Annotated in this window: 13 protein-coding genes and 1 pseudogene; all 14 read left to right on the top strand. The window is 64.7% G+C overall.

Translation table 11 applies throughout. From position 1 onward, the window contains the following. Positions 1 to 29: 29 nt before the first annotated feature. On the top strand, positions 30 to 212 hold the full coding sequence (locus H9K75_RS23410) for a hypothetical protein (RefSeq protein ID WP_226858496.1): 183 nt from the start codon (positions 30 to 32) through the stop codon (positions 210 to 212). Further along, on the top strand, positions 146 to 577 hold the full coding sequence (locus H9K75_RS03305; protein WP_226858495.1) for a type VI secretion system baseplate subunit TssE: 432 nt from the start codon (positions 146 to 148) through the stop codon (positions 575 to 577). The genes H9K75_RS23410 and H9K75_RS03305 overlap by 67 nt, the downstream gene beginning before the upstream one ends. Next, positions 574 to 2,447, top strand: a pseudogene (gene tssF, locus H9K75_RS03300) (type VI secretion system baseplate subunit TssF). Before H9K75_RS03305 ends, tssF begins: the two are co-directional and overlap by 4 nt. Further along, positions 2,411 to 3,523 (top strand): type VI secretion system baseplate subunit TssG, encoded by a 1,113-nt coding sequence (tssG, locus tag H9K75_RS03295; RefSeq protein ID WP_187724758.1) that lies wholly within the window; start codon positions 2,411 to 2,413, stop codon positions 3,521 to 3,523. Before tssF ends, tssG begins: the two are co-directional and overlap by 37 nt. After that, positions 3,520 to 6,468 (top strand): type VI secretion system ATPase TssH, encoded by a 2,949-nt coding sequence (locus H9K75_RS03290; RefSeq protein ID WP_187724757.1) that lies wholly within the window; start codon positions 3,520 to 3,522, stop codon positions 6,466 to 6,468. Before tssG ends, H9K75_RS03290 begins: the two co-directional genes overlap by 4 nt. A gap of 32 nt (positions 6,469 to 6,500) precedes the next feature. Next, positions 6,501 to 8,816 carry a type VI secretion system Vgr family protein gene (locus H9K75_RS03285; protein WP_187724756.1) on the top strand — a complete coding sequence of 772 codons (2,316 nt, stop codon included), beginning with the start codon at positions 6,501 to 6,503 and terminating at the stop codon, positions 8,814 to 8,816. Positions 8,817 to 8,828: 12 nt separating this feature from the next. Next, positions 8,829 to 9,215 carry a hypothetical protein gene (locus H9K75_RS03280; protein WP_187724755.1) on the top strand — a complete coding sequence of 129 codons (387 nt, stop codon included), beginning with the start codon at positions 8,829 to 8,831 and terminating at the stop codon, positions 9,213 to 9,215. Between the two features lie 52 nt (positions 9,216 to 9,267). Beyond that, positions 9,268 to 9,627: a hypothetical protein gene (locus H9K75_RS03275; protein ID WP_187724754.1), complete on the top strand. Its 360-nt coding sequence runs from the start codon at positions 9,268 to 9,270 to the stop codon at positions 9,625 to 9,627. Continuing rightward, positions 9,624 to 10,652, top strand: coding sequence for a DUF2169 domain-containing protein (locus H9K75_RS03270; protein ID WP_187724753.1), 1,029 nt, complete (start codon positions 9,624 to 9,626; stop codon positions 10,650 to 10,652). The genes H9K75_RS03275 and H9K75_RS03270 overlap by 4 nt, the downstream gene beginning before the upstream one ends. Position 10,653: 1 nt before the next feature. Further along, complete coding sequence (locus H9K75_RS03265; RefSeq protein ID WP_187724752.1) at positions 10,654 to 11,547, top strand: DUF2169 domain-containing protein; 894 nt, start codon at positions 10,654 to 10,656, stop codon at positions 11,545 to 11,547. Further along, complete coding sequence (locus H9K75_RS03260; RefSeq protein ID WP_187724751.1) at positions 11,544 to 11,948, top strand: DUF2169 domain-containing protein; 405 nt, start codon at positions 11,544 to 11,546, stop codon at positions 11,946 to 11,948. Before H9K75_RS03265 ends, H9K75_RS03260 begins: the two co-directional genes overlap by 4 nt. Beyond that, positions 11,945 to 12,727 carry a hypothetical protein gene (locus tag H9K75_RS03255; protein WP_187724750.1) on the top strand — a complete coding sequence of 261 codons (783 nt, stop codon included), beginning with the start codon at positions 11,945 to 11,947 and terminating at the stop codon, positions 12,725 to 12,727. The genes H9K75_RS03260 and H9K75_RS03255 overlap by 4 nt, the downstream gene beginning before the upstream one ends. Before the next feature lie 24 nt (positions 12,728 to 12,751). Continuing rightward, positions 12,752 to 13,240: a hypothetical protein gene (locus H9K75_RS03250; protein ID WP_187724749.1), complete on the top strand. Its 489-nt coding sequence runs from the start codon at positions 12,752 to 12,754 to the stop codon at positions 13,238 to 13,240. A 151-nt stretch (positions 13,241 to 13,391) separates the two neighbouring features. Next, the gene (tagH, locus tag H9K75_RS03245; RefSeq protein WP_187724748.1) at positions 13,392 to 14,939 is read left to right on the top strand and encodes a type VI secretion system-associated FHA domain protein TagH; all 1,548 of its coding nucleotides are present in this window, start codon (positions 13,392 to 13,394) and stop codon (positions 14,937 to 14,939) included. Positions 14,940 to 14,946 lie beyond the last annotated feature (7 nt).

Raw genomic sequence — 14,946 nt, 5'->3', positions numbered from 1 at the left:
GTAGCAGCAGCAACAGGCAAGGTGCGGTCATGAACGACAAAAACGCGCAGGACTACCTCCAGCCCTCGCTGCTCGACCGGCTGATCGACGACGCCCCGATCAGCAGATCGAGCCCGACGAGCGGCGCACGCTCACGCGGCAGGCCTTGCGCCAGGCGGTGCTGCGCGATCTTGGCTGGCTGCTCAACGCCTGCGGGCAGGGCGAGGATCTGAGCGAGAAGCGCCATCCGAACGTCAGCGCCTCGGTGCTCAACTACGGACTGCCTATGCTGTCTGGCCAGTTCACATCGTCGGTGCAGCGTGTCAGCATGGAACAAGCCCTGAAGCGCGCGATTGCGCTGTTCGAGCCGAGGATTCTCGGTCACACACTGGAGGTGGAACTCGTCATGGAAGGCTCTCCGCTCGATTCGCACAACCGCATCGGCCTCACGATTCGGGGTATGTTGTGGGCGCAGCCTGTGCCGCTCGAATTCCTGATGCGCAGCCGTATCGATCTCGAAGAGGGACGCATTGAAATCGAGGACGTGCAGCGCTCCGTGGCCAACGGCGGCGGCCCGCGCGCAGGAGCACGGCCATGAATCCGTTGCTGCTCAATGCCTACGAGCAGGAACTTCGCTACTTCCGCGACAACACTGCGGAATTCGCCGAAGCGTTCCCCAAGATCGCGCGGCGCCTGGGCATCGACGGGCAGGAGGTCGGCGATCCCTATGTCGAGCGACTGATCGAGGCCACGGCCTTTCTGGCGGCGCGCGTGAGCCTCAAGGTGGAGGCGGAGTACCCGCGTTTCACCGGACACCTGCTGGATATCGTCTATCCGCATTTTCTTGCGCCGACACCGTCGGCAGGCATCTGCGCGATGGCACCCGATCTCGACGATGCCAATCTGGCGCAGGGAATCCGCGTGCCGCGCGGCAGCGCGCTGCGGGCGCGCCAGGCGGTCGGGCAGAACACGCATTGCGAGTTCCGCACCGCCCACGAGTTGCGTCTGTGGCCGCTGCAAATCGTCTCGGCGCAGTACTTCACATACGCTCCCGACCTGTCGCTTGCCGAGCACCCGCGTGCGCGGGACATTCGCGGGGGGCTGCGCATCCGCCTGAAGGTCACCGCGGGCCTTGCATTTGCAGCACTGGCGCTCGATGAGCTGACGCTGCATTTCAGCGGTGCCGACGACGTCGCCTGGCAGTTGCATGAGTGCGTGCTGGGCAAACCCGTCGGCGTGATGCTGCGCGATCCGCTCACGTCTCGGCTGCTGCGCTCGCTGCCCGCGAGTGCGGTCGAGGAGGTGGGCTTTGCCGATGACGAGAGCCTGCTGCCAAGGACGCACACGGGCTTCTCGGGCTTTCGTCTGGTGCAGGAATATTTTGCGTTTCCCGAGCGCTACCGCTTTGCCCGGATCACGCGCCTGCAGGGTGCGCTTGCTTCCTGCACGGGCTCGGAGGTGGAGCTGATCATCCTCTTCTCGCGTGGCGATGCCGCGCTCGAAAAACTGGTCACGGCGGAGAACGTGCTGCTGCATTGCACGCCGGTCGTCAATCTGTTTCCCAAGCAACTGGACCGCGTTTCCGTCAACGAGAGCGTGAGCCAGTTTCACCTGCTTGCCGATCGCACGCGCGCGCAGGATTTCGAGATTCATTCGATCACCGACGTGCTCGGTCACGGTGCCCCGGGCGATGGTGTGCGCGAGCAGGTGTTTCTGCCGTTCTATGCTGCCTTTCACGGCAGCCGTGACGCCCATCCGGCCTACTACACCACCAGCCGCGAGCCGCGCGTCACGTCGGCGCGCGAGCGCACGCAGGGCAACCGCAGCAGCCACGTCGGCTCCGAGATGTATCTGCAACTGGTCGATCCGCAGCAGGCGCCGTTTGCCGCCACGTTGCGGCAACTGGCGGTCTCGGCGCTCGTGACCAATCGGGACCTGCCGCTGCTGATGGCGGTCGGGCACGGCAACGACCTCGAATGCGTCGAATCCTTTCCGCTGCGCGCCGTGCGCATGATTTCCGGGCCATCGCGCCCGGTCTCTCCCGTGGTGCAGAAGGGCCTGGGGTGGCGCGTCATCGATCATCTCGCGATCAACTATCTCTCGCTTGCCGATTCCACGCCCGCGCAGGGTGCGGCCGCGCTTCGCGAGATGCTGGCGCTCTACGCCGTGCACTCCGACGACGTGCGCCGTTCGCTGGTTCGTGGCCTGCTTTCCGTGCAGTGCAAACCCCTGGTGCGCAGGCTTCCGCTGGCCGGGCCGATTGCGTTCGGCGCGGAATCGAGGCGACGCTCACCATCGATGGCGCGGCCTTCCATGGGCACAGCGCGTTTCTGTTTGGTGCCGTGATGGCGCACTGGCTTGCGCGGCACGTGGAGGCCAATCACTTCGTGGAGACCGTGCTCGCGGTTTCGGGCAAGGGGGAACTGATGCGATGGGGGGCGATGTGCGGCACACGACCGATTCTCTGACACCGGCGCAGCCGCTCACGCGCGCCGCCGTTGGCGCGTGGCTTCAGCAGCGCGCGCACGAGGCCTGGAAATACGACTATTTTGCGGTGATGCGCAGGCTCGAATGCATGGCCAAGGACGCGCCGCGCTGGGGCCATGCACCGCGGCCCGCAATGGAGTCGGTGCGCGTGGCACATGAGCCATCGATGTCCTTTGCGCCGGCCAGCGTCGCGCGATTCGAGCCCGCAAGCGACGGGGGCACCGCGCGGGTCAGGCAGCCATTCTTTGGCTATGTGGGGCCAAACGCGCCGCTTCCGCTGCATCTGGCCGAGCTGGTGCGCGAACGTGCGCTCAACCACGGCGATCCCACGCTGCTGGCGTTTCTCGACGCCTTGATGCATCGCTTCGGTCTCCAGTTCTATCGCGCTTGGGCGCAGGCGCGGCCCGTGACGGGTATGGACCGGCCGGGGGAGGACGCCTTTCGCCGCCAGATCGGCGCGTTTGTCGGCATTGCGGGGGCGGCACGCCAGCAGCGTGACGAGATTCCCGACGATGCGCGGCTGCATTTCTCGGGCTGGCTCGCGCGGCGCGTGCACAACGCCGAAAGCGTCGAGGCGGTGCTGGGCGCCTACTTCAATGTGCCGGTGCGCGTCGAGAACTGGCTGGGGCACTGGATGAGTCTGCCCGACGGCGAGGTCACGCGGATCGGAGTCGGCAATACCAATAGCGCCTCGCGCATGCTCGGGCAGGGCGCGGTGCTGGGCCGCAAGGTGTGGGACCGTCAGCACATGCTGCGCGTGCATCTGGGGCCGTTGACGCTGGCGCAGTATCGGCAATTCCTGCCCACGGGCAGCGCCTGCGCGCTGTTGCAGCGCTGGATGCAGCAACTGCTGGGCGACGAGTACGAATGGGATGCCGCGCCAGTGGTGCGCAGCGGCGAGGTTCCGGTCACGCGGCTCGGGTCGGGCGAACGCGGCGGCAACGAGCCGCGCCTTGGCTGGGTCGCCTGGCTGGGCAGCCAGCCCCGCAGTCAGGACGCGCGCGGCGCACACGTGACGCGCAATCGGGCGACGGCCTTCAAAGGGAGTGAACGATGAGCGAAATCAGCCGCACGGCCTTGTTTGGCAAGCTCAATCCTCTGGCCTACAAGGCCGTGGAAAGCGCGACGGTGCTGTGCAAGATGCGCGGCAATCCCTATGTGGAACTCGAGCACTGGTTCTCGCAGTTGCTGCAGAACCCCGAAAGCGATGTGCATCGCATCGTTCAGCACTACGGGCTGGACGTGGCGGTGCTTGCCAAGGACATGACGGCAGCGCTTGATCGGCTGCCGCGCGGCGCAACGGCGATCAGCGATTTTTCGCCGCATATCGAGAACGCCATCGAACGGGCATGGACCTACGCCACGCTGCAGTTCGGCGAGGCGCAGGTGCGCACCGGCTATGTGCTGCTTGCCATGCTCAAGACGCAGGGCCTGCGCAATCCCCTGCTACAGACCTCGCGCCAGTTCGAGAAGGTCAAGCCCGAAGACCTGGCCGACCGGTTCGCGCAGATCTGTGACGGCTCGGCCGAGGCGCGCATGCGTTCGCAGGACGGAACGGGCATGGCTGGCAGCGTTCCCGGTGAGGACTCGCAGGCCATCGCGCCGGCCGCGATGGGCAAGGGAGATGCGCTGCGGAAGTTTGCCGTCGATCTGACCGAAAAGGCGCACAAGGGCGAAATGGACCCGATCACCGGACGCGACGAGGAGATTCGCCAGATCGTCGATATCCTGATGCGCCGAAGGCAGAACAATCCCCTGCTGACCGGCGAGGCGGGGGTTGGCAAGACGGCCGTCGTCGAGGGCTTTGCGCAGCGTCTGGCGCGCGGCGACGTGCCGCCGCAGCTCAAGGATGTGAAGTTGCTCTCGCTCGACATCGGCTTGCTGCAGGCCGGTGCCAGCATGAAGGGCGAGTTCGAGCAGCGTCTGCGGCAGGTGATCGAGGAGGTGCAATCTTCTGCCCAGCCCATCATCCTGTTCATCGACGAGATCCATACGCTGGTGGGTGCCGGTGGCGCAGCGGGAACGGGCGATGCCGCCAACCTGCTCAAGCCGGCACTCGCTCGCGGCAATCTGCGCACCATCGGCGCGACCACCTGGGCCGAGTACAAGAAATACATTGAAAAGGACCCCGCACTCACGCGGCGTTTTCAGGTCGTGCAGGTGCCAGAGCCCGACGAGACAAAAGCGATTCTCATGCTTCGCGGCGTGGCCTCGGTACTGGAGAAACACCATCGGGTGCAGCTTCTAGACGAAGCCATCGAGGCGGCGGTGCGCTTGAGCCATCGCTACATTCCCGCACGCCAGTTGCCTGACAAGGCCGTGAGCCTGCTCGATACGGCCTGCGCGCGCGTGGCCGTGAGCCAGCATGCGACCCCGCCCGAGGTCGAGGACTGCCAGCGGCGCATCGAGGCACTGACACTGGAGCAGGAAATCATCGGCCGCGAGGCGACCATCGGCGTCGATGTGAGCAAGCGGGCCGCGCGAGTGGAAACGCTGTTGGCCGAGGCGAACACGCAGCTGGGGCAGCTCGATGCGCGGTGGCAGGAGGAGAAGGGGCTGGTGGATCGGCTGCTGGGATTGCGAGCCCGACTGCGCGCGGGAAATCGCGAGGTGGATGGGGCCGGGCCATCGCCTGCGGGTGCGCGTGAACTCCCTATGCCGCTCAGGGGCGCGCATGAACTCCATCAGCCGATTGTGAGCCTGGGTGAACTCACTCTACCGCTTGTGAGCCCGCATGAACTCCCTCTCCCGCTTGCGGGAGAGGGCGGGGGTGAGGGTTCTTCTTCTTCTTCTTCTTCCTTTTCGGTGCCGCTTGAATCGGGAACCCCCTCACCCCAACCCTCTCCCGCAAGCGGGAGAGGGAGCGAAGGCGCAGACGGAGGGAGCGAAGGCGATGAGCGCGGCGGCGATGATCGCGACGCGCTGCTTGCCGAGCTACACGCGCTGCAAGACCGGATTCACGCGGTCCAGGGCGAATCGCCGTTGATTCTTCCCTCGGTCGACGAGCAGGCGGTGGCTTCGGTGGTGGCCGACTGGACGGGGATTCCCGTGGGCCGCATGGTCAAGAACGAGATCGAGGCGGTACTGAATCTCGCGAGCACGCTGAACCAGCGCGTGATCGGACAGAAGCACGGGCTCGAAATGATTGCACGCCGCATCCAGACTTCGCGTGCGCGGCTCGACAATCCGCAGAAGCCGATTGGCGTGTTCATGCTCTGCGGCACCTCGGGCGTGGGCAAGACGGAGACCGCGCTGGCGCTGGCCGAGGCGCTCTACGGCGGCGAGCAGAACGTCATCACCATCAACATGAGCGAGTTCCAGGAGGCGCACACGGTCTCCACGCTCAAGGGCGCGCCGCCCGGCTACGTGGGCTACGGCGAGGGCGGGATTCTCACCGAAGCCGTGCGCCGCAGGCCCTACAGCGTGGTGCTGCTCGACGAGGTGGAAAAGGCCCATCCCGACGTGCACGAAATCTTCTTCCAGGTGTTCGACAAGGGCTGGATGGAGGACGGCGAGGGGCGCATGATCGATTTCAAGAACACCATCATTTTGCTGACCTCGAATGCGGGCAGCGAGCTGGTGATGCGCATGTGCCGCGATCCACAGAACCTGCCCGATCCCCAGGTGCTGAGCGACGCGCTCAAGGCGCCGCTGATGGAGCTGTTTCCACCCGCGTTGCTCGGGCGGCTCGTGACGATTCCCTACTACCCGCTCTCGCCGGAAATGATGGCGCAGATCGTGCGGCTGCAACTCGGACGCGTGAAAAAGCGCGTCGAGGCCAACCATGGGGTTCCGTTCGACTACAGCGATGCGGTGGTGCAGCAGGTCGTGGCGCGTTGCCAGGACCCCGAATCAGGCGGGCGTGCGATCGATTCGATTCTCACCAACACGGTGCTGCCGACGATCTCGGTGGAATATCTGCAGCGCCTTGCCTCGGGTGGTGGAATCAGGCGGGTTGCGCTTGACGTGCGGGACGGCGACTTCAGCTACGCGTTCGATTGACAACAGGCGCGGGAATCAGGGGAACAAGAATCATGGCCGCACAGGAATTCCGAATTGAAAGCGATTCTCCCGTCAAGGCGGATCTGATGTTCTGGTGTATTGCCGGGTATGAGTGCGTTGGCCGTCCTTCGGCCTACGAGTTGCGCATTCTCTCGAAAAATGGCTCGATCAACGCCAGGCAGATTCTCGGTCACGCGTTTGATGTGGTCATGGGCTTTGACGACGAGTCGGGTGCCATGCACGAGCGCCATGCCCAGGGATATGCGGTCCGATTTGCGCAGCTCTCCAAGATCGGGCGCTATTTTCAGTATCACGTCACGCTGCGTTCCTGGTTCGCGTTGCTCTCCAAACGCGTCAATTCGCGCATCTTTCAGGAACAGACGGTTCTTGAAGTGATGGACGAGGTGCTTGAAAGCTCGTCCGCGAAGCAGGTGAGGAAGGTGGACAAGGACAACGTCATTGCCAGCCACCCGCCTCGCCGCTACTGCGTGCAGCATCAGGAAAAGGACGACGCGTTCATTGCGCGGCTGCTAGAAGACGAGGGCATCTACTACTGGTTCGACGCACACGATGCGCCGGGCACCATGCATCTGTCCGACACCAGCACCGTGGCGCATTCCACCCTGCCTGCCGCCGCGCAGCTCAAGCAATGGCCCTATCAGGCGGGAACGCAGCCGCGCTTCAACGAACTGTTCTATTTCACCGCCGTGAATCAGGCGGGCTCCGGTGCCTACGCCTCGCGTGACAGCGACTTCAAGGTGATAGGCAAGAAACTGCTCGGCGACAAGAGCGACCCCGATTCGCACGAACTCGCGGACATGGAGGTGTTCGAGTTTCCCGGCGGATATTTCAATCCCGATGATCGCGAAGGTCACGCACGCCTGCGCATGGAGGAACTGGCCGCGCGCCGCGAACTGTATGACGGGCGCACGAACTGGGCCGACGTTGCGGTGGGCAAGAGCTTTGAATACGCCGGAGCCGAGACAGGCGGCGCGCCCGAGGGCGACTATCTGATCGTCGGCTGTGTGCTGTGCGTGCGGCAGCCGGGTTACGAGGGCGTGGACGGTTCCAGGCAGATCGAAGTGCTGCATGAGCAGATGCTCGCCCTGATTCTTGAGCACGCGCTGGACAATCCCCTGTTTGGCGCTGCTGTCGACGTGCGCCACAACTGGCTTGAAATCCAGCTCCGCGAGGTGATTTCCGCAGGCGTGAATGACAACGGACAGGGGCGCTTCGGCATCACCGCGTTGCAGGCGCAGGTGCCGTACCGCCCGCCACGTCTGACGCCGCGACCGACCATGCCCGGACCGCAGAGCGCCATCGTCGTCGGTCCCGAGGGGGACGAGATTTTTGCGGACCCGCATGGCCGCGTGAAGGTTCAGTTCCATTGGGATCGCTACGGTGAAAGCGACGAGAACTCCACCTGCTGGGTACGCGTCTCGCAGCCCTGGGCGGGCAAAGGCTGGGGCGCGTATTTCATTCCGCGCATCGGCCAGGAGGTGATTGTCGATTTTCTCAACGGCGACCCCGACCGGCCGATCATCATCGGGCGGGTCTACAACAACGAGCAGACGCTGCCATTCGCATCGCACACGCAAAGCGGCATCAAGACGCGCTCCACGCCCGATGGAGACACCTCCACGTTCAACGAACTGCGCTTCGAGGACGCCAAGGGCAAGGAACAGATTCACGTGCATGCCGAGAAGGACCTGGACGTGCTCGTGGAGAAGATGGAGACGCGCAAGGTAGGCACCAACCGCTACACCAAAATCGCGGGCGTCTGCCAGACCTCGGTGGGAGGCAAGCGCACGGTGGACGTGGGAGGCAACGACTTTCTCAAGGTCGTCAAGGACCAGGAGATCACCATCGTTGGCTTCAAGAAAGAGGTCGTGGAGAAAAGCACCACGTTCATCTCCACGTTTGACTGGACCGCTGTCGCAACCAACATGTACATGAATTGCAACAGCTTCTACTCATTGAACGCGGTCGCCATCAGCAGCGTTGCCACGGCCACCTATTCCATCGACACGCCGTCGTACCAGTTGAGCGCGCCCATGGTGACGGTCGACGCAACGACACTCATGCAATCGGCCAGCGAAACTCAATCGCTGCAAGGCGGGAATCTGCTTGAGATGGGAGCCAATGATGTCATCGTAAGCGGCAACGATTCCATCCTGCTGCAGGTGGGTGACAGCAGCATCACGATCAAGCCGCATGAGGTGTTGATCGACGCCAAGACCATCATGCTCAACGGCCACAACATCCAGCTCGCAGCGAAGCTGAACATCGCCGCCCGGGCTTCAACCGAGGTGAAGATCGATGCCGGGGTTGTGAAGATCAATGCCTGAGACGAGACAAGCATGAAACCCAACCCTGATCTTTCTACCGGCTCCGTGGACGATGCAGCGCTGGTTCTGCGACATGGATCGGATCTCGTCGTGCAATCGGCCGACGGGCAGTTGTGCCTGCGCGTGGCGCTGGTGCAGCAGGAATTCGTGGTCGAGTGCCTCTCGGGACGCATGCGCCTGCGTTCGCACGAGGCGCTGCTGGTCGAAGCGCCCCATCTTGCGCTGAATGCACAGGAATCGCTGAGCCTGGTTTCAGCGGGCGACATGCATCTGTGCGCCAGTGGAAAACTCAGTGTGACGGCCGACGCGATTGCGCTTGAGGCCGTGAGCGGCGATGCGCTGATCGTTGCGAATGACGACGTGCGCATTGACGGCGAACGCATCCGCATGAACTCGTGAAGTCGCCCGAGCCTCACCGCACGCCCCAAAAAATACAGGAAGCCACCGCATCATGTCCGTTCTGTCCAGCATCCGCGATACCGCCGCCAACCTGAGCCTGGAGCGGGCTTTGTCGCTGGTGCGCGAGCAGCAGTTGCAGAGGATGCTGGCGGGTCACCCGATGAGCGAGCAAGAGTTGCGTGAGCAGGAACGCGAGGCGATTCTCGGCATTGCGCGCATTCTTTACTGCGACGACGCAGTCATGTCGATGGGCATAGCGAACAAGCGCGGCGTGACGGATCACCGCAAGGACTATGTTGCACGCGCGACGGCCGCCGCCGATGCCGCGGTGCTGATATCGCACCAGCGACTCTGCCAGATCCCGATGGTGGGCGATCCGGCATATCAATTCCCCCGGCAGGTCGCGCAATGAAGTTTGACAACCAGACACCGTTTCCCGCAGCGCTGGAGCTGGGATCGACCTCGGACATCGAGCAGCTCGGCCTGCTCAGTTGCCGCGTGAGCTATGCATGGGACGAGGATGGAGGGCTGTCGCCGTTGCCCGCCGCCGAGATGTGGCCGATCACGCGCGCGCCGCAAATCTTCGAGGGCACCTTGCTGCTGCCCGACTCGGATTTTCGCCGTCAGGACATCGATATTCTGGTGTTTGGTGACGCGGTTGCGCCCACCGGCAAGCGCGCGCGTGAAATGCGCGTCGGCGTTGCGAGCGGCCGGTTCGTTCGGCAGTACGACGTGGTAGGTGATCGTCAATGGCAGCGACTGCGCGACGACGAGCCCTGGCAGGCGAGCACGCCGCAGCCGTTTGAGTCGGTAGAGCTGGCGGAATGCCGCGCGTTTGGCGGCAAGGCGTCGCTCGATGGTCGCCAGTTGCCGTTTCTGATGAACCCGGCGGGGCAGGGGTTCGTCGTCGAGGAAACGTCGATTGCGGCAACCCCGTTGCCCAATCTGGAACGCATGGATCGACGCATCGAAAAATGGGATGACCGGCCCGTTCCGGCGTGCCTGCAGAAACCGCAGGGCGGCCTGCTGCTCGACACCAGCGGTCCGGGCTCGTGGGAGGAAATCGGCGACGACGGAATGAAGCTGACCGGCGCGATGATGCGGCATTCATTTCAGCAGGCGCCGCCGGATTTTGTCTGCCCCAGGGGCGGTCTCGGCGGCGACATGCTGCTCAAGGGCTTCGACGAATCCGGATTGATCCGTTTCGCCTTGCCGCCCGAGGTGGCCAAGCACGAGCGCGGCGCAAGCGCATTCGTGGAGGTCGGCGCGCTGCGCAGCAGTTTCGCGCTGCGAATCGCATCGTTGATCGTGCTGGTGCCGGATCGGCGCCTGATCGTGGGCTACACGGCCGCGTTCCGCTACATGATGCAGCCGCGCGATGTGCGCCGCACGATCCTGCGGTGGTCGGGCGACACCCACTTCACGCTGGAGCGCTGACATGCGATACGGTCGCCCTCACTCCATACTTGATACGGCGCCCGGCGAGATCGCGCCGCAGTACCGGCTCGAGCCTTCGCCGCTGGCCCTTGTCAGCGCGCGGGTTCAGTATCGGCCCGAGGAGCGCTGGCAATGGGCGGTGCTGCGCAAGATCACCTACGGCGTGGGCGATGACGGCGTGCTGTATCGCGTGGATCAGCAGGAGCCGGTGCATCGCGCTGGTGTACCGCATGCGCCGCTGCCCGACTGGCTGGGGCGTGCTGCGGGGCGCGAGGGCAGCATGAAGACCGTGCCCGAAGCGCGGGTCACGCAGTCGGGAACGGACGTGGTGATTCGCGGTCACGCGGCCAGCGCGCGGCCCGTGCGCGAGATGCTTGCGGGCGTGGTGATCGGCAAGCACGCGCACAAGCTGCGGGTGTCGGGCGAACGCCTGACTCGCGTGGAACGGGGCCGCGTCGCGTTCAGCGAGCCGCAGTGGTTCGAGCGCGTTCCGCTGCGCTACGAACTGGCCTATGGCGGCGTGGATGCGGTCGCCCTGCAACTTGCGTTGAAACTGGCCCGGCAGCGATTGGGCGATCTGGAGTTCAGGCGCGCCAGCGCATTCCTCAAGGACACGCTTCCCGCCGTGGCACCGCTGTGCTATGCGCGCAATCCGGTGGGAACGGGTTACGTCGCGGACGCGGTTGCCGAAGCGCTGCACGACGTGGCGCTGCCACGCATCGAGCTGGAATGCGATCCCCTGAATCCCGAGCGCTTTGGCGCGGGCAATCCGCTGCAATGGCTTGCAAAGCCCGTTCCCGCTGGCATGGACTTCATGGACGTGCCGATGTTCCCGCGCACCGCCATGATGGGCCTGCCACCGCTCGGCTACCCGCGCAAACCTGCGAAGGGGTGATCGAGGTCGAGTGGGGACAGTTGCCGGAGGATTTCAGTCGCGGCAATGTGGTGTCCGCGCCCGATGAGCGGGTGCCCGACATCCCGCATCCGGATCGTTGGCGCGTTGCGCCGATTGGCCTGCGCCTGCCGTGGCTTGTCGGCACGGAGACGGTCAGCCTGGTGGGCATGCGCGCGGATCTGCCGCGCTGGGATATCTGCCTGCCCGCGGAGCGGCCGGTATTCGTGCTGCCCGACCAGCCGCAGGAGCCGGCGCGCATGTGGCAACTGTTCATCGACGCAGATGCGCGGCGCGCGGAAATCCTCTGGGGACGAAGCTGGTTCATGGATCGGGAACTGATGCCCGGCGAAGATCGGGAGTGGCTCAAGCGCATTGCCTTGCGCGGGGAGAGGCTGACATGAGCTTCAGCATGCGCGTCGCCAAGTTTCCACCGTTGCCGGGCTTCGGTCTGGACATGCACAAGATCGGGCCGGGCTCGGTGGTTCCACCGTTGCCGGTCCCGCCGGTTCCGACGGCCCCGTGGCTGGCCTTGCTGGTCCACTATCCGAGTCTGTGCCTGAGCGGCAAGTTCACCACGCAGACCCTCACCGACGGCATGCTGGACACCATCACCGGTAACGACTGGGGCACGATGCAGCCGCATATTCCGATCCCGCCGATCCTGGCCTCCAACATCGTTCCCGTGATGATCGGCGCGAGCCACAAGCATTTTCTGCCTGCCTATTCGGTGATGGAGACGGCCAATGGCGGTCTGCTGGTAGCCGCGCAGGCGCCCGACGATCCCATCGCCGTGTGTACGCCCGTATGCATGATTGCGCTCCAGCATTGCTCCGATCCCGTCAGCCTGCCGTGCGGCATACAGTTCCATTTGCCGACCACGCGCTGGGTCGGCATGTCGCTGTGCGATCTGCTGGCCGCAGCCATCAGCATGGTTGGAGACAATCTGACGGACAAGATGAGCGACAGGATGTACGGCAAATTGATTCCCGAAACCCTAGGCGGCGCGATCATCGGCGCGGCGCTGAGTGCCGTGGTGGATTTCGTCGCCGAATCCATGGATGCCACCGAAGGCACCGGTGCCGCCGGAGCGGTGGTGGCTACTCTGGGATGCGTCATCGGCCCGCCCGCTGCCGCTGTGCTGTTCGGCAAGGCTGCGGATGCGGTGGGCGAGATGGGGTGAACAGGCCCTAATCAGGAGAACGACATGAGCAACGACATTCCCGATTTCCCGGGATCAGGCATTCCGGGCCTACCCGCGCCGCCAGGCGCCGGCGCGCCATCGTCTGCGGCTCCCGCGCCCGCTGGAGGCGAGTCACCCGGATCATTCAAGGATTTTGGCGACGATGCGAAAAACGCCGGCGCGAAGACGGCAGACGCTGCGGCCGGTACCGCTGCCAACGAAGCCAGGCAGGAGGGCGCGGCGCTCGCGAACGATCTGATCGAAGACGCGAAACAAGGCAAGCCGCCTGAGCCCGCCGCCGTGGCCTCGCGGGCCAAGGATGCGGGCAAGAACATCGCGAAAAACTCGGGCACGGCGGCCATCGACACCGCCAAGCAGCAGGCCCAGGCGCAGGTGGACAAGAGTCTCGCGATCATCGGCAACGAATTCCCGATACTCGCGAGCATTCTGGCCGTGCTGTCCAAACCGGTGATCGACAGGGTGCTGAGCGAATGCGAGATGCCTGATTTCTGAGGCGCGGCTCACCCACGACTGCGCAATGCCGTGGGTCGTGTGGCTCTGGCCCTAGGCCAAATGGCAGATTCCGCCGCCGCAACGGGCCGTCGATACTGAGCCGGGGCGCTCCGTCTGCGGAGCGATGGCTCGAGGCTGATGGAGCGATTTCATGATTCGTATTCGGGTAGTCGGACGTCACGGCGTTTCCCTCGATGGCAGTCTGGCGCAAGACTTCGGCCCTGCGGGTGGCACCATCGGGCGTGCCGATACGAACACGCTGGTGCTCAGCGACCCGGATCGAACGGTCTCGCGCGTTCACGCCCAGGTGCTGCACCGAGGCGGCGAGTTTTTCGTGGTGGATCGGGGCAGCAACCCATTGCAATGCAACGGCGTTCCGCTCGGCAATGGCAACGAGCTTGCATTGACCGATGGCGCGCGCCTTCTCGTGGGCACGTTCGAGCTATCGGTGGAGTTGCTTTCAACCCCAAAGCAGCCGGGAATGGAGCAGGTGGCCCCGGCGGCAACCGCTTCGTCGACCCCGGACGACGACCCGTTTGCTGATCTGCTCGCGGGCCTGCCCGGCGTGCCGGTGGCCGTGGCGTCCACACCTGAATCCGCGAGGCCGGTAGATCCGCGTCCTGCCGCCTCCGCGCAGACGCCCGATGACGATCCCTTTGCGGACCTGCTGTCTCCGGTTGCCGCACCGGCAGCCTCTACGCCGGATGATTTTTCCGACCTCGGAATGCCCGGTTTTTCGGCGCCGGTGCGTGCCGCCGCCCGCATCGACGAGCTGTTTGGTGCACCGGCATCCGGAAGCGGGCTCGGGCTGATGGGGGATGACCCGCTGGGTCTGTCGCCGTCCAGTTCGCCATTGCAGCCGAACACCAACGCCTCGGCAGACGACCCGTTTGCGTCCTTCGGCCAACAACCTGCGGCGACCGGCGACCCGAGGCCGGATCACGTGCCCGTGGAGCGCTTTGGGTTTGTCTCGCCGGTCATGGCACGCGAGCGAGGGGCCGCGCCGGTCATTGCTCCGGCTCAGGTTCCCGCTCCTGCGCCGGTTCCCGCTGCGCCTGCGCCACCGGTGGCACCACGCGCCGCCCAGGGCTCGCTCGAGGCCGATGCATTGCTGGCCGCTTTCCTGCGTGGCGTCGGGCCATTGCATCAGATGCCGACCGAGCTGACGCCCGCGCTGATGGAGCGCATTGGCGTGCTGCTGCGCAGCAGCACCGAGGGCACGCTGCAATTGCTGCAGGCGCGCCAGGAACTCAAACGCGAGGTGCGGGCCGAGGTCACCCTGATCGGTGCGCAGGCCAATAATCCGCTGAAGTTTTCGCCGACTGCCGACGTGGCGCTCGCGCATCTGCTCGGCCCCGCAATTCGCGGCTTCATGCCTGCCGAGCCGGCGATGCACGACGCGTTCGACGATTTACGCGCTCATCAATTTGGTGTGATGGTGGGAATGCGCGCTGCGCTTGCCGAGTTGATAGAGCGCTTCGGCCCCGAGCATCTCGAGAAGAAGATCGCCGCGAAATCCGCGCTCGACAGCCTGTTTTCCGCACAACGCAAGGCGCGCCTGTGGGATCAGTTCATCGCGCTCTACGCAACGATTGCGCGCGAGGCCGAGGACGACTTTCATGCGCTGTTCGGCAAGGCCTTTGCCGAGGCCTACGAGCAGCAGATGGCACGCCTCAAGAGCGACGAGCATCGTCGTTGAGACGTAG

Source organism: Diaphorobacter aerolatus (assembly GCF_014489535.1).
Lineage (GTDB): Bacteria > Pseudomonadota > Gammaproteobacteria > Burkholderiales > Burkholderiaceae_C > Diaphorobacter_A > Diaphorobacter_A aerolatus.
This window is presented reverse-complemented; position numbering and strand designations above follow the sequence as displayed.

Bases quoted from the DNA above. Each gene is read 5' to 3' on its own strand.
- tssG (WP_187724758.1), top strand. From the start codon at position 2,411: ATGGGGGGCGATGTGCGGCACACGACCGATTCTCTGACACCGGCGCAG.
- H9K75_RS23410 (WP_226858496.1), top strand. From the start codon at position 30: ATGAACGACAAAAACGCGCAGGACTACCTCCAGCCCTCGCTGCTCGAC.
- tagH (WP_187724748.1), top strand. From the start codon at position 13,392: ATGATTCGTATTCGGGTAGTCGGACGTCACGGCGTTTCCCTCGATGGC.
- H9K75_RS03275 (WP_187724754.1), top strand. From the start codon at position 9,268: ATGTCCGTTCTGTCCAGCATCCGCGATACCGCCGCCAACCTGAGCCTG.
- H9K75_RS03270 (WP_187724753.1), top strand. From the start codon at position 9,624: ATGAAGTTTGACAACCAGACACCGTTTCCCGCAGCGCTGGAGCTGGGA.
- H9K75_RS03265 (WP_187724752.1), top strand. From the start codon at position 10,654: ATGCGATACGGTCGCCCTCACTCCATACTTGATACGGCGCCCGGCGAG.
- H9K75_RS03290 (WP_187724757.1), top strand. From the start codon at position 3,520: ATGAGCGAAATCAGCCGCACGGCCTTGTTTGGCAAGCTCAATCCTCTG.
- H9K75_RS03250 (WP_187724749.1), top strand. From the start codon at position 12,752: ATGAGCAACGACATTCCCGATTTCCCGGGATCAGGCATTCCGGGCCTA.
- H9K75_RS03280 (WP_187724755.1), top strand. From the start codon at position 8,829: ATGAAACCCAACCCTGATCTTTCTACCGGCTCCGTGGACGATGCAGCG.
- H9K75_RS03255 (WP_187724750.1), top strand. From the start codon at position 11,945: ATGAGCTTCAGCATGCGCGTCGCCAAGTTTCCACCGTTGCCGGGCTTC.
- H9K75_RS03285 (WP_187724756.1), top strand. From the start codon at position 6,501: ATGGCCGCACAGGAATTCCGAATTGAAAGCGATTCTCCCGTCAAGGCG.